The organism is Streptomyces sp. SYP-A7185 (genome assembly GCF_046103685.1).
In the GTDB taxonomy this organism is placed as follows: Bacteria; Actinomycetota; Actinomycetes; order Streptomycetales; family Streptomycetaceae; genus Streptomyces.
Window position 1 is genome coordinate 9720982 of record NZ_CP122310.1, and the last position, 14044, is coordinate 9735025.

The 14044-nt window shown below is 68.6% G+C and carries 13 protein-coding genes and 2 pseudogenes; 10 read left to right on the top strand and 5 right to left on the bottom strand.

The features are described from left to right. Positions 1-41: 41 nt before the first annotated feature. Positions 42-1013 carry a quinone oxidoreductase family protein gene (locus tag QBL25_RS43220; protein ID WP_409062464.1) on the top strand — a complete coding sequence of 324 codons (972 nt, stop codon included), beginning with the start codon at positions 42-44 and terminating at the stop codon, positions 1011-1013. Between the two features lie 394 nt (positions 1014-1407). Here QBL25_RS43220 and QBL25_RS43225 read toward each other — a convergent pair whose 3' ends face one another. Next, positions 1408-1752: a hypothetical protein gene (locus QBL25_RS43225; protein WP_409062465.1), complete on the bottom strand. Its 345-nt coding sequence runs from the start codon at positions 1750-1752 to the stop codon at positions 1408-1410. A 43-nt stretch (positions 1753-1795) separates the two neighbouring features. Here QBL25_RS43225 and QBL25_RS43230 point away from each other — a divergent pair, with 43 nt between their 5' ends. The 8 genes from QBL25_RS43230 to QBL25_RS43265 all read left to right on the top strand — a co-directional run bounded on the left by QBL25_RS43230 (position 1796) and on the right by QBL25_RS43265 (position 8688). Next, complete coding sequence (locus QBL25_RS43230; protein WP_409062466.1) at positions 1796-2338, top strand: hypothetical protein; 543 nt, start codon at positions 1796-1798, stop codon at positions 2336-2338. Continuing rightward, positions 2338-2565: a hypothetical protein gene (locus QBL25_RS43235; protein ID WP_409062467.1), complete on the top strand. Its 228-nt coding sequence runs from the start codon at positions 2338-2340 to the stop codon at positions 2563-2565. The genes QBL25_RS43230 and QBL25_RS43235 overlap by 1 nt, the downstream gene beginning before the upstream one ends. A gap of 67 nt (positions 2566-2632) precedes the next feature. Beyond that, on the top strand, positions 2633-4519 hold the full coding sequence (locus QBL25_RS43240; RefSeq protein WP_409062468.1) for an ABC transporter ATP-binding protein: 1887 nt from the start codon (positions 2633-2635) through the stop codon (positions 4517-4519). 310 nt (positions 4520-4829) lie between these two features. Further along, positions 4830-5072, top strand: a complete 243-nt coding sequence (locus QBL25_RS43245) for a hypothetical protein (RefSeq protein WP_409062469.1) — start codon at positions 4830-4832, stop codon at positions 5070-5072. 320 nt (positions 5073-5392) lie between these two features. Further along, on the top strand, positions 5393-6274 hold the full coding sequence (locus QBL25_RS43250) for an HAD family hydrolase (protein WP_409062470.1): 882 nt from the start codon (positions 5393-5395) through the stop codon (positions 6272-6274). Positions 6275-6420: 146 nt separating this feature from the next. After that, positions 6421-6858 carry a hypothetical protein gene (locus tag QBL25_RS43255; protein WP_409062471.1) on the top strand — a complete coding sequence of 146 codons (438 nt, stop codon included), beginning with the start codon at positions 6421-6423 and terminating at the stop codon, positions 6856-6858. Between the two features lie 124 nt (positions 6859-6982). Continuing rightward, positions 6983-7948, top strand: coding sequence for a DNA-processing protein DprA (locus QBL25_RS43260; RefSeq protein ID WP_409062472.1), 966 nt, complete (start codon positions 6983-6985; stop codon positions 7946-7948). Positions 7949-7989: 41 nt separating this feature from the next. Then, the gene (locus QBL25_RS43265) at positions 7990-8688 is read left to right on the top strand and encodes a ComF family protein (protein ID WP_409062473.1); all 699 of its coding nucleotides are present in this window, start codon (positions 7990-7992) and stop codon (positions 8686-8688) included. 77 nt (positions 8689-8765) lie between these two features. On the opposite strand, the gene QBL25_RS43270 is transcribed toward QBL25_RS43265, so the two are convergent. The 4 genes and pseudogenes from QBL25_RS43270 to QBL25_RS43285 form a co-directional block, all read right to left on the bottom strand. Next, positions 8766-9338: a hypothetical protein gene (locus QBL25_RS43270; RefSeq protein WP_409062474.1), complete on the bottom strand. Its 573-nt coding sequence runs from the start codon at positions 9336-9338 to the stop codon at positions 8766-8768. An 845-nt stretch (positions 9339-10183) separates the two neighbouring features. Further along, positions 10184-10411: pseudogene (locus tag QBL25_RS43275) on the bottom strand (nucleic acid/nucleotide deaminase domain-containing protein); the annotation flags it as partial. A gap of 251 nt (positions 10412-10662) precedes the next feature. Continuing rightward, positions 10663-11427, bottom strand: a pseudogene (locus QBL25_RS43280) (transposase family protein). 912 nt (positions 11428-12339) lie between these two features. Continuing rightward, complete coding sequence (locus QBL25_RS43285) at positions 12340-12768, bottom strand: hypothetical protein (protein WP_409062475.1); 429 nt, start codon at positions 12766-12768, stop codon at positions 12340-12342. Positions 12769-13327: 559 nt separating this feature from the next. Here QBL25_RS43285 and QBL25_RS43290 point away from each other — a divergent pair. Continuing rightward, entirely contained in the window at positions 13328-13462 is a 135-nt protein-coding gene (locus QBL25_RS43290) for a hypothetical protein (RefSeq protein ID WP_409062476.1), read from the top strand. Positions 13463-14044 lie beyond the last annotated feature (582 nt).

A 14044-nucleotide genomic window follows, 5' to 3' on the forward strand; every position in this document is an offset into this window, starting at 1 on the left:
GCCGGAGTTGGTGAGGGAAGTCAACTGTGTGTGGAGGGGTTATGCGAGCGATTCAGGTTTCTGAGGTGGGCGGTCCCGAGGTGCTGCGGCTGGTCGACGTTGATCGACTGGTGCCGGGTCGGGGCCAGGTGGTGGTGGAGGTTGCCGCGTCGGGTGTCAATTTCCTGGACGTGTATCACCGGCAGGGCCGCTATGCCCTGCCGTTGCCTTTTACTCCGGGTACGGAGGGGGCGGGCACGGTCCTTGAGGTGGGGCCCGGTGTCAGCCAGGTCGCGGTGGGGGACCGGGTCGGCTGGGTGGAGATTCCCGGCTCGTATGCCGAGCGGGCCGTCGTGGACGCCTCCCGGCTGGTGCCGTTGCCCGAGGGGGTCGACTTCGAGGCTGCCGCCGCCGTGCTGTTGCAGGGCATGACGGCGCATTATCTGGTCAAGGACGCCTATCCGGTCCAGCCGGGTGACACGGTGCTCGTGCATGCTGCTGCCGGCGGGATGGGGCTGGTGTTGACCCGGCTGATCACGCATCTGGGCGGCCGAGTGATCGGCACGACCTCGACGCCGGAGAAGGCCGAGCTGGCGCGGCGCGCCGGGGCCGCCGAGGTGATCTTGTACTCCGCGATGGATGATCTCGCGGCCGAGGTGAAGCGGCTGCATGGCGGTCAGGGTCTGCCTGTGGTCTTTGACGGCGTGGGCAAGGACACCTTCGATGCGAGTCTGGCCACTCTGCGGACCCGCGGTCATCTGGTGCTGTTTGGTGCCGCGAGTGGCGCCGTGCCGCCCGTGGATCCGATGCGGCTTGCCCAGGGCGGTTCGCTGACCTTGATCCGGCCGAGCCTGGGCGACTTCATCGCCGATCGGGCCGAGCTGCTGCGGCGCGCCGCCGACGTGTTCGAGTGGGTGCGCACCAAGGCGCTGGAGACCACCGTGACGGCCCGCTACCCGCTTGCCGAGGCCGCCCGAGCTCACCGCGATCTGGAAGCGCGCCGGACTACCGGCAAGCTGCTCGTCATCCCCTAAAGCGTGTCGCACGATTCTGGAGCGGACTCCGGGTGAAGCCTGCAGACGCCGGTCAGGATGGTGGAAAACGGTGCACGAGCGGGCAGTTGACCCTGCCCGTGGTGTCTGGATCTGGGCGGGGTCACCGATGTGCGACACGTTTGAGGTCGTGTCTTCGAAGCGGGGGAGCCAGGGGCGGGGTGATGTGAGGGTGGCTGCGGCTTTGAGGGATGTCGCAGTGCTCTGGTGGCGGGGGGTGGTGCCGCGCCGTTGGTGGGGCGGCCGGGTCACGGCCACGTGACCGGGCTGCCCGATCACTGTCGGGGTGTGGCGGCGCGGTGTGGCAAGCGCGTCTGCGTCGTCGGGGGCACCGCTACTCGTCGTGGTGTCGGTCTGTCTTTGGTTCGGGTTGTGGTCAGGTGGTGTCCAGGGCGTCGGCCTGTTTGTTGAGGTCTTGTGCGATGTGGTCCCAGTCCGGGCCGTGCATCCACAGGCTGTGGGCGGCTTCGCGTAGCAGTGCCGGGTGGTTGGGCCGTTGCAGGAGCAGCAGCCGGTAGGCCAGGTTGCGGATCCGGACGGGCAGGTGGCCGTCCGCCACGTGGGGGCAGAGTTCCCGGAGCATGGCGAGGATGGAATCGGCGTCGGCGAACGTCAGTTCCTCGACGAAGTAGTGCTCGGCCTGTTCGAGTCCGCATGTGGGTGTTGGGCGGTACTCGTCTCCGTAGAGGCATCGGGCGTGCTCCGTCAGGGTGCTGTGCATGGCTTGGAGCCTATGCCGCAGTGATCGGCCGGACAGAACCCATTTGGTCCCGGTCGGCCGTGGGCTGTTCGCCGGCTTCGCCCCGGACATCACGGTGCCCGCCGCCGACCACCCGCCGCTCGCCCCGGGAGGGCTCCGCCGCTCCCATCCCGAGGCGATCAGTCCGCTGGACGAGCCGCACCTGGAGGCCGCCGACGCGCTCGCCCAGGTGCTGACGGCGCGCGGCATCACCACGGTGGTTGCCGGGTTTGGCGGCGACGAAGTCGCTCGCGTACGACGGCCCGACGGCGGGCCGGCCCGTACGCCGGAGGCGCCGACCTGGTGCGGGGAGCGGGTCCACGATCTGCTCGGCGAGGTGAACACCGGCATCTCCCCGGCCACCGTGGCCCCCGAGACCGCGCTGGTCGCCCTGGAGGTCGCCACCCCGCTCCTCGCGCGCCGGGGCCTGTGGACCGTGGCCCCGTTCACCGACCCGGACCTGGTGCGCTTCGGCCAGCGCCTGCCGCTGGAGTGGAAGCGCGACAAAAGGCTGCTGACCGAGCGGTTCGCCACCCGGGGCTGCCCGACGCCGTGGTGCTCCCGGTGATGCGAGAGAACTTCGGCCACCTGATGAACCGGGCCGTGTACGAGTACAGCAGCGGCCTGCTCCGCAGCTGGGGCAAGGACCTGCACCTGGTCGAGCAGGGATTCCTCGACGCGGCCGTGCTCACGGAGACCGTCGAGCGGGCGGCCCTTGGCCCCGACGAGGCGGCGCCGTACCGCACCGGACTGTTCCTGGTCACGGCCGTCGAACTGGCCCTGCGGGCCCGGTAGACCTCCGGTCCGCCACGCGCGGGACTTCGGCTCAAAAGGCCCCGGCCGCCCCGGGGCACGCACCAGGATGGGGCGGGTGACCGCGTCCTCACCCGCCCCGAAAACCTCCGGCTCCCCGCAGCAGGTCGGCTACCAGAGCGACCCGCACTTCCAGGACATCGCGAACGCCTCCTGGTGGCAGATGGCCGCCCGGCTGCCCCGCACGCTCGCCGCCGCCGCGCGCCTGGGGTGGGCTGCCGACCGGCCCGCGATGCTCTGGCTCGCCGCCTGTCAGCTGCTCGTCGCCGTGTCCTCGGCGATCGCGCTCGGCGCGCTGCCCGGCGCGATGAACCACCTTTTCACCGGCGGCCCGGTCGCGGACCGGGTGTCCGCCGCGACCGGCTCGCTGATCATCGTTGCGGTTGCCACCGGGGTGCGGGCCGGGGCCGACGCGCTCGCCGTGTACGCCTCCGCTCGTCTCGCGCCCGAGGTCGCCACCGAGGCGGACCTCCAGATCATCGCGGCAACCCCGGAGGTCGAACTGGAGGCGTATGACCAGCCCGGGTTCACCGACCGGCTCCAGGCGGCCGGCAAGGGCGCCGAGGCGACCGACAACCTCATCGGCGACGCCCAGGCCCTTGTCTCCGCCCTGGCCCAGCTCATCGCCGCCGCCTCGGTGCTGACGATCCTGCACCCCCTGCTTCTGCCCTTGCTGCTGCTGGCCGTGGTGCCCAAGGGGGCCGCCGCCATCGCCTCCGCCCGAATCCAGCACCGCGCCGACCACCAGAACATCTCGGACAACCACCTGCGCTACCTGCTCAGGTACTACTCCACCGACCGGCGCACCGCCGCCGAGGTCCGCGCCACCACCATGGCCACCTTCCTGACCAGCTGGTACCGGCAGATCACCGACCGGATCAAGGCCACCCACCGGGCGGCCGCACCCCGCGTCCTGCGCGTCACCCTGCTGGGCGCGGCGCTCAGCGGGCTGATGCTCGCCGCGACTTGGGCGGCCCTCGGCTGGCTCGCGGCCACCGGACGGATGGACCTGGCCATCGCCGCCACCGCGGTCATCGCCGTACGCACCTCGACCAGCGCCCTGACCGCCATGGTCATGGCCGCCGCGCGGCTCTTTCGCACGTCGCTGTATCTGGAGGACTGGCAGGCGTTCCTGCGCCGCGCGCAGGCCCTGCGCGCCGTACGCGGTACCGCCCGGATCGAAGCTGCCGCCCCTGCGGAGATCCGCGCCGAGAACGTCACCTACACCTACCCCGGCGCCGAGACCCCGGCCCTCGACGGCGTCAGCCTCACCCTGCGCCGCGGTGAACTCATCGCCCTGGTCGGCGAGAACGGCAGCGGCAAGACCACCCTGTCCGCCCTGTTCACCGGCCTGCGCACCGCGTCCAGCGGGACGGTGACGTGGGATGGCATCGACCTCGCCGGGGCGGACCCGCACAGCGTGTGGGCCCGGGTCGGCCTGGTGCCGCAGGACTACACACGCTGGCCCATGGACCTGCGCGCCAACCTCCACCTCGGCCAGCCCCGCACCGAAGACGACGCCCTCCTCCTCGAGGCCGCCCGGTCGGCCGGCGCCGACAGCGTCATCTCCAAGGCGCCGTACGGCCTCGACACCCTCGTCGCGAGCTCCAACTGGGGCGGCACCGACCTGTCCGGCGGACAGTGGCAGCGCATCGCGGTCGCCCGCGCCTTCTACAGGGACGCGACCATGCTGATGCTGGACGAGCCGACCAGCGCCATGGACCCGCGCGCCGAGCACCTTGTGATCAGCCGGTTCAAGAAGCTCGCCGCAGGCAAGGCCGCCCTCTTCGTCACCCACAACCTGGACAACGCCCGCATCGCGGACCGCGTCATCGTGCTCGCTTCCGGCCGCGTCGCCGAGTCGGGCACCTTCGAAGAACTTCTCGACTCCGGAGGCGTGCTGGCCGAGCTGTACAAGCTGTCCCAGGACCGGTGAGCACCCGCCGCCGGGTTGGCGGCCCCCTGGTCCGGGGCCTTGACCCGATGGGACATTGTGGCGATGTCGGGATTCGCGCGGGATACCAGATACTACGGCGACCGTCTCGTGTATGAGCCGCTGGAGAGCACGGGGAGCCGCTACCACGCCCCCCACTGCGACGGCGGGCAGAACTGGCTCACCGCCCACGCCCTGCCCGCCGGGTTCACCGTGCTGCCCAGGGGCAACACCGGCTATTTACGGCCTGGTCGGCCCCGGGCTGACCGAGGATGTCGACGAGGACGCGCTGACCACCAACGCGCTGTGGGAAGTGGTCACCGGCACGCCCGGCACCCAGACCTGGCACGAGCGGGTGCAGGTCGCCGACCGGAGCGCGCACGCCGAGGCGGAACGCAAGGTCGCCAACGACGAGCACTACGGGCGCCTTCGTGAGGAGAGCGCGAAACGCAGGGCCGCGGCGAAGAAGGAGCCCGCCACCCCAGCGCAGTTGCGGTACCTGACCAGCCTCGCGGACAAGGCGGGGAAGGAGCGGTTCGCCGCCGAGTTCGCCTGAGCTGACGGACTGCGCGTTCGGCGGGGCCAAGGCCCTCGCGTCGCATCGCGGTTCCGCGCACACGCGCTCGCTGCAGGCCGAGAGCACCTCACCAGACCGCCCCGAGCCCCAGGACGCCCCAGAATCCTGACCTCTCTGATCCGTCGTCATCGGCCTGGGTGTACGCGGCTATCGGCCCTCTGACGGAGACGCCGTTCTGCCAGCCGGCTGCCGCCGGATCCGAAGCCGGGGGATCCGGAATCTGTAGATGCGCCGTCAGAACGGCTGAGATCATGGCAAGAGGGTCAGTTCATGATCAGGGCACAGCAGTGGGGGCGGCGTTGGACGAGAAGTGCACGGTGCGCGCGGTTGCGATCGACTACATGGCAGTCCTGCTCGCGCCCGGGCGCGAGCACGAGGGGATCGCTGAACTGCTGCGGTGGCTCGATCAACGCGATGTGGCGTGGGTGCTGCTGACCAACGATCCGATGGACGCCAAGTCGGCCCTTGCCGCGGCTGGCCTTCCCGAACCGGCCCTGCATCTGTGCCGCGACGACATCCCGGACAAGGCGAAGCGCGGAAACAAGGCATGGCTGGAGGCTGTCGCAGACAGACTCGGCCTCCGCATGAACCAGCTCATCCTCATCGGGACCTCGCAGTTCGACTGGTACACAGGCCTCCACGCCGGCGTCGTTCACATCCACGCCCGCTGGGCCAGCCGCCTGGGAGCGAAGATCACCTCGCTGATGTCCGACGAGCCGTCCGACGTCATCGAGCTCATGGAGTACTTCCTGCTGCACGAGCCCCGCTGGGCGTTCCGTCTCGATGACGAGGGCCGCGCCTTCGCGATCTGCTCGATGTTGCCTTTCAACGCGAGGTTCCCACGCGGCGGCGGCCGGACCTTCACGATCAAGGACATCTTCACCTACGAGAACACCGTCAAGGTCGGTGACGAGGACGCGCGGGATGTCCTGATGCTGCACCTTTTGTGCGCGGCCTACCTCGATGGTGCGCTGCCTGGTCAGAGCTTCTTCTGCGTGTACCCCAGCAGCACACCGGCCAAGGGCAACCCGCAGCTCGCCGGCTTCCTGCAGCGCGCCAAGGTCATGACCGGTTCCTCCTACAAGGAGGCGTCTTCGACGACTTCACCACCGAGGGCAAGTCCCTGGAGTGGGCCCGCACCCTCCTCAGCGAGGCCGGAGCAGCACGGGTCATCGCACTGACCATCGGAAAGTACCCATCGCGCCACACCGTCTACCAGCTGCGCCCCGGCGTCACGATCGATCCCTTCACCACCAACGACATCACCCTGACGCACTTCCAGACGACGGCGGGCCCTGGAGGGGCGGAGGAAGGGCCGTCGGCAGTCATGACGACGGCCATGGAGCACTTCGCCGCCGCTGCGGAGGGTGCCGTCGAACCCCAGGCCCCTGAGGCGGCCCCTGCCCGGACGGACCAGCCGGCACCCCGCCCGGTTCCTGCCGGCACCCGCACTCCCATGACCGCCTACAAGATCGCCCGGCAGCGGCACCTCGCGGACATGCTCAGTCACCTCCAGCAGCATGCCTACCCCCTCGTCTGGCGCGGCGAGTACCTCGTGCCTTCTGCAAAGCCTACGACCACCGCTTTGTGGTGGCTCGCCCTGCCAGGGCAGGGCGAGCAGTGGTACGACACCGGCGAGGCTGAGCGCCTGGTCAGCGGCATCTGTCTGGCGGTAGGGATCATCTGGGAACCGATCGCGGCGCCCGGCGGGGCCACCCAGCTCGCCGAAGCCCTCGCCCGCATGGAACAGCGGCGACAGGCCTGAGGGACCGGCTCGACGCCCCCCCCTTCCTGTCCGTCCGGGGGCTCCGTACGCCATGATGGAAGTGGCCCGAGAACCTCGCTTCATCCTTCGAACATCCCGGGGCCACGAGTAGAAGGACACCCTGATGGACCTCGATATCACCGCTGACCAGCACGATCTGCTGACCCTGTGCGCGCTACGCGCCGGCGATGCCACCCTCGACTGGAGCCTGCTCGCCCGCGGCGCCCAGAGCCCCGAGGGCCTGGCCGCGCTCATGGACGGACAGGTGGGCGAGGACTCGCGTGCCGCGACCAAGAATCGCCCCCTGCTGCAGCAGGCCCTGTCCGCCGGCCTGGACGATGCCCGTGCCCGCGTCGACGACGAGCTCGCCGCCGCCGACAAGATCGGCGCGCGCCTGGTCACCGTCCTGGACAAGGACTACCCGGCGAACCTGCGCGTGATCGGCAACCTGCCGCCGTTCCTCTTCTACCGCGGCGAGCTCGATCAGCGCGACGCCCGCTCCATCGCCATCGTCGGCACCCGCCAGACCTCTGAGGACGGGCTGCGCCGGGCGGCACGGATGGCCCGCGAGCTCGTCGAGCACGACGTCGTGATCGCAAGCGGTCTCGCCAAGGGCATCGACGCTGCCGCCCATCAGGCAACGCTCACCGCGGGCGGCCGGACGTTCGCCGTCATGGGCACCGGCATCGCCGCCCCGATCTACCCGGCCGAGAACCGTCCGCTCGCGAAGGCGATCCTCAGCGCTGGGGGAGCGCTGCTGAGCCAGTTCTGGCCCACGAGCCCTCCGGCGAAGTACACCTTCCCCCGCCGCAACGTCGTCACGTCCGGCACCACGCTGGGCAGCGTCGTCATTGAGGCCTCGAGCACGTCAGGCGCGAAGATGCAGGCCCGCCTGGCCGCCGAGCACGGCAAGCTCGTCTTCCTGATCCGTTCCCTCGCCGACACACAGCCCTGGGCCCAGAAGATGCTGGACGAGGGCCGGGCGATCCTGGTTACCGCCTCCAACGACATCACCGACCGCCTCGGCCGGGCCGCGGACATCCAGGCCGCCGGACAGCAGCGCCAGCAGCTCGCCCTGGCCGGCCTGTGACGGCCGGTCTCCCTAATCCGGCAGGCTTTCCCAACTGCCCGGTGTGCGCGTACCGCATCACCGGCACCGCCCGCCTGTGCTCCGACTGCGCCGGCCGCACCCTCCAGCCGGTCGCCGAGCTCCACTGCCCCGTCTGCTCCCAGGCCGTCGCGCCCGGCAGGCAGTGCAGTAATCGAGTGTGTGCGCTCCCGGAAGCCGAGCGGGGGTTCTCGCGTGTCGACGCGGTGGCCATGTACTCCGGAGCCCTTCGCGACAAGATCCACACGCTGAAGTACGAGGGCCGGGCCGGCTGGGCGATGATCTTCGGCCGGCTCCTCGTCGGCTGGATGGAGAGCCACCCCGAGGCGATGAACGGCGTCGACTACGTCATCGGCAACCCGACCCATATCGGCCGCCAGCCCATCCAGCACATCGAGGCGATCATGGACGCCGCCTACACAGAGGACGTGACCAGGGCCTTCCCGCTCAGCCCGCCGGGCGCGCACCGGCTGGTGAAGCATGCCGAGACGCCTCGGTCCGCGAACCGCACCCTGGAGGAGAAGCGCGCGGCCGCGACCGCGCATGCCGCCGCCCTGACCTGGACCGGGGACATCAGCGGCGTCAAATCGGCCACCATCCTGCTCGTCGACGATGTGTTCACCAGCGGATCGCAGCTCCAGCACGTCGCGCTCCGGCTCCGGGATACCGGAGTCGCCGACGTCCGGGGGCTCGTTCTCGCCCGGGTCCCCTGGAGCGGATGACACCGCCCGGGACACCGGAACTGGGCTTGTCGGCTGGCTCCGGCCGGTCGGTCAGTGCCGGACGCTCCGCGTCGAACTCACGCGGCGTGCCCAGGACGTTGGTCATGTGGCGGCTGAGGCGCCTCAAGGAAATCCGGGGGGAGCAGCCCGGCGCCACCGTCACCAGACCGGGCCGGTGGCGCCGTGGTTGGGGCGTCCGCGTGGGGAATCACGACGATCCCGCCGACGTGGTCAGCGACCCATGTCGGAGGAGTCCTGCCGACCAGCACATCGCGCACATAGCGGGGGACCTCCGCCCGCAGCCCGCTGAGCATGTGCGCGAGGTACGGCGCGGAGAAATGCCCGTAGTCGTTGGGGACGTTCTCGAAAAGGGCGCCGGTGACCGTGGCCGCGCGTTCCATGACCGCCGCGCGGGCGAACTGGCCGTGCCTGATCCGCTGGACGGGCCGGAGAAGTTTTTTCGCCACCCTGCGAGATCCTCGCTGCGGTTGCCGCAGGAAGCGCTCGAGGTCCTGGTCAAGTCCGCGCGCGAGGGGCACTACGGGCGCGTCCAGACCGCCGGGGCTGGCGATGTCGTCGACGGGAACGGCGTCGTGGAAGGCGCTCACGCCCGCGTTCTTGGCGTCCAGGCCGACCGCGTTCTCCGCCACCAGAGCGGAGACAGTGGCCACACCGACCCGGTCGCGCCATCGACACGGTAGGCAAAGGTCAGCTACATGACGTCAGTGACATCTCAGCAGCCTTGAGAGGCTATTGATGGGAGCAAAAGTGATGGATATCGAGCAGCTCATGGACAAGTTGGGCCGCTCTGGCGTCACTGTCATCCTAAAGGTGGATGATGAGAGGATGGCGCGCGCCATCTCCTGTCGGCCATCTCTCGCAAAGGCGCCCCGAACATTCAGGGCATGGGCGGGGTTCCTCAACCTCGAGGTCCAGGCACGCCGGCAGTCCTTGATGGGCTTAAGCGCGGTCGGCCAACAGCTCAACCTGCCGGGTCCGACCAGCCTGCTACGTCAACTGTCAACGGGCGCATGTCATCTTCCGATTCCATGGCCTGGAACCCGGCGGATCGAAGAATCCCGACCAGCGCGGCGCACATGGAGGCGCATACGGCTCCGTTGTGTCGGATGGCAGACGCTTGGAATTCCTGCCTCATAAGGCTCTCGCCTGCGGCCCTCCGAAGGGATTGGCTGGCACTCCACTTAACGAATACGCCTCCAGCCGCGTCGTCCCCGAGGTCACACTCGACCTCAGCACCCGGTGAGGTTTGTGGATTCTTCACGTCCAGCAAAGTTGCAGGGATGCCGGCTCGCTCCAGCTCTTGCCGTACCCGAGTGGCGAGGAGTTTCCTGGCGGATGCAACATCTGGAGACGCCTTCTCGTATCCAGGGTCGGACAGAGGCATGTGACGACTCATTTCGGTGGTGGTTTTCCGGATCGATTTCTGGGGTGGTTGGTGGGGCTGCGAGCAGCCCCACCACCGGTCAGGCAGCAGTTACCCAGCGGCCTGGATCATTTCCTTGAGCATTTCGTTGGATGCGGCTTTCAGCGCTACGTCGTCGCCCCAGGGTACTGCCCAGGAGATGGGTGTTCCCGGGCTGAGTGAGTCCTCCAGCAGGCGCCCGCAGACCGAACATGGCTGCCGGTCGGTGTACAGGCCCTTGACCTGGGTGGGCTTGATGTTCCGTGCCTCCAACTGCTCAATTATGTGGTTCTCCGCGTGGTACCGCTTCCCTTGCTAAAGCCGATCACTAGGTCACCGGTTCTGGGGTCGTCCCAGCCAGGTGCTCTCGCCACCGCCACATTGCGGCCCGGCGTAATTCCGGCTGCGGCCCTCGCATTGTGGGCCGCGCGGCTCAGATCGGTTCCGTTGTAACGGACCAGACCCTCCCAGCCGTTCCCTGCCTTGAGACGGAGGGTTTTGGTGCACGCCTTGAGGAGGCCGCCTAGGAGCTTGACGCCAATGAGCGCATTTCATCTTGGCGTTGACCCGGCCAGATGAAGTGTGATGACGGCTCGGACGAGGTCGGTGATTCGGTTGGTGCTGCATCGGATCTTGCGGAGGATTCACCAGCTTGTCAGTGTGGCGACGGCTTGTTCGCCGACGCAGCGGATCTTGGCGTGGGTGGTGTTGTGGCGGCGCTGCCATCGCTTGAGTTTCCGGCCGCGGATCGGCACCCGGATGTGTTGCCCCGCCGCCTGGTACGCGCGGTCGGCCCAGGTCGTCAGCCCAGTGGTGCTCAGGGCCTCCACGATCCCGTGGGTGCGGGCGGCGGTCAGGTCGTGGGTGGCGCCTGGCAGCGCGGGCGAGGCCCGCAGCAGTTTGCCGTGTGGATCGGCGATGAGCTGCACGTTCATTCCGTGGCGTTTGTGTTTCCCGCAGTAGTACGGGCGGTCGGCAGCGATTCGGTCGATCGGCAGGAGCGTGCCGTCCAGGATCAGGAACGCCTTGCGTCGGGCCTCGTCCATGGCCTGCTGGAGCGTCGGGGCGAGGACGGACAGGACTTCGATCGCTTCGCGTATGTAGCGGTAGGCCGTGGCGGTGCCGTTGCCGAACCCGGCGGCGAGCTGGGCGTAGGTGTCGCCCTTGCGCAGGTGGACCAGGACCAGCAGTGCCTGGTGGCCCGGCAGCAGACGCCGCCACCGCGTGCCCTGCTGTCGATGCCGCAAGCGCAGTTGGCCGGCCCGGAAGCGCAAGATGAAGCTGGACAGGTCGATGCCGGAGCGGTAGACAAGCACGTGAAGCCTCTGGTGGATCCGGTTTTCTTGGTCGAAAACCCGTCTACCAGGGGCGTCTTGGCGCTGTCAGCCCAACGAGCAAGCCAGTCCGGCAGGTTGGAACAGGCTCAATACCGGTATTGGCGTCCTCCGCCAGTCCGGCGGATCGCAGGCTCTTCCACGCATCGGATACGCCGTCGCCCGCTCTGAGGGCGTGATCCAGTCCCCTGATGGCCCGAACGGCGTCTTCGATTTTCTTGTTGGCCTCTGTCCGCTCGGCCCGGTCCGCTGCGTCCTGCGCGTCGTCGGCGTACTTCTTCGCGCCCTTGGCGTACTGCTCGGCCTCGGTCGCCGCCTCGTCGGCGCGGTCGGCCGCGGCGCGGGCGTCCTTGGCGTCCTGTTCGGCCGCCGCGGCGGCGTCCCCCCGTCATGGAGAACGCGGCAGGGAGCCACCCGTGGGGTGGTCCCGGCATCGGCGGCCGCCGGTTTCCTCCCGCAGCAGCCCTGGCCCCCCGGCCGCTGAGCGAAGTTGTGACGGAACGGTGAAGGTCCGTCGGTACGGCGATCACCGTAGGAGTGAGCAGCGAGGGGATCAAGGGACTGTCTCCCTGAGGCTCGAAACCGCCTGGTGAGCGCTGCGCGCTCACAGGGACACAACTGGCCTGGGGTGGCGTGGAGTTGCTTGTGCAATTTCTGTGAAGATGTGGAGTGGCCTCTGATGCAGAACGGCTGAAAGCCGAGCGCACGGCTGGGCAGCAAGCACCACCTCATCGTCGACGGCCAGGGCATCCCGCTCGCTGCCATCTGTAGCTGCCGCAGGACCTTCTCGCCGAACATGAGGCACCACGCCGTGCTTCACCCGCATACATGGGCAGGTTTGTTGCCGCGGTCGGTGGGTTTTGTCCTGTGCCGGGATTTTTGGCTTTCGGGTCCTCAGTCGTCTCCTTCGGTGGGCCGGTGTGGCCGGTGTGTCCGGTGCTGGGGGAGGTGTGTGATCGTGGCGCTCACGGCCAGTCCGAGGGTGATTCCGGCAGCGGAGGCGAGGCTCTGCGTCCAGGCGTTGTTGAGGGAGCCCGGGAGGAGGGTGTTGGTGAGCCGGCTGGTCGCCCACAGAACTGTTACCGCGGTCAGGGCGGCGGGCCAGCGGTGGCGTGCTCCGTCGGTGATGTCGCCGTAGAACAGGAGCAGCAGTGCCATGGCGAACATCGCGTCCCAGCCGAGCGCGGTGAGTCCGGCCCCCAGGGCAAGCGCGAACAGCCAGAGCCCCGCCAGTTGCCGGGCGAAGGCGGGCGGCCGGTGTCGTGTATCGCGCGGGGGTGCGAAACGCCGGGTGAGGTGCTGGATGATCGTGTGCTTGTGCATGGCTGGGTCCCGGTTCCCCCTGGGGTGGCCGGCTTTTGTCGGCGCTCAGTAGTGGGACGCACGGGAGCGGGCCGCGGTTGTGGTGAAGGGCTGCAGCAGGTAATCCTCCCCGGCGGGTGGGGGAGGGGCTGTTGCTCTTTGCTGGTGGTGACAGCCCGGCTGCCGCTGGCTTTCGTCGGGTGCTTCGCTGACTGCCTGTGTCTGGGCTTCGTCGTTTGGTCTGTTGGTGGCGTGTTGGGGTGTTGCTGTTGTTCGGTGGTCTGGGTGGCCGGGCGTGTGGTCAGGTAATCCGACGATTCACTCAAGTGGGCATATGTCACACGGATGGAGCATGGGTGGTCCTGCCCCGGACATGTTCATGGGGAAAAATCACCCAGGCGAGGAGTGTCAGAGAGTGTCTATCGAGGCCTACGAAAATCTTCAGATCGTCCGCGGGACGGTCTCCGGCGACGGTGCCCGGACTGCTGGTCACGCCTACAAGGTGACATAGGTCGGCACCGGCAAGTACACGATCACTTTCAACAACGATTTCAGGGAGGTGCCCTCGGTCGTTGCCACCATGGACGGCGACAATTGGGCTCTGCTGGACAACGTGCACATCAGTGGGGCCACGGTGGGGAGGGTGACGGTCCTGACGGGCAACTCGGCCGGTGCCGCCGCCGACCGCCCTTTCCATTTCATCGCCATGGGCTGAGCAACACGCAGCCTGCCCGAGGGTGAACGTCGGCCCGGCGAGGCTCCAGGGCGCCCCGTTACTCGTGGCGGCATGGCGGCATGGCGGCGTGGCGGGTTGGTGGGTTTGATTTCCGTTCGTTGGTGTGGCTGACGTGGTGGAGGGCGCCTGGTTGCGGGTGCCCTCCACCGCTTGTTTTTCTGGGCATCGGTGGTGTTGTCCTGTCCACCTGGTGGTGCCCGTGGGCAGGCGCCTGGGGGTGCTTGCCGTGTCCGGCGGCTGTTTCGCGGGGTCGGAGGTGATCTGGAGGACCTCACCGACGGGGACAACGCGGAGGTGATCTGGACGATCTCACCGACGGGGACCGCTCTTCAATTCAGGGAAGCCATCACCGTGGGTCCGCTGGACCAGGCGGGTCGTATCCGTGGGCATGCCCCGCACGGCCCGGCCTCTGCCTCGCCTCTGCGCCGTCTTTGCCCGGTCTCTGCCTCGTTTCTGCCTGGCGTCTGTTCCCAGGGGCCTGCCGGATGATCTGCCCTGTGATCGAGGGGGAGCGGGCCGACTTCGCTGGCCGCTGCGACCGTGTCCTGAAAGCCCTTGGTG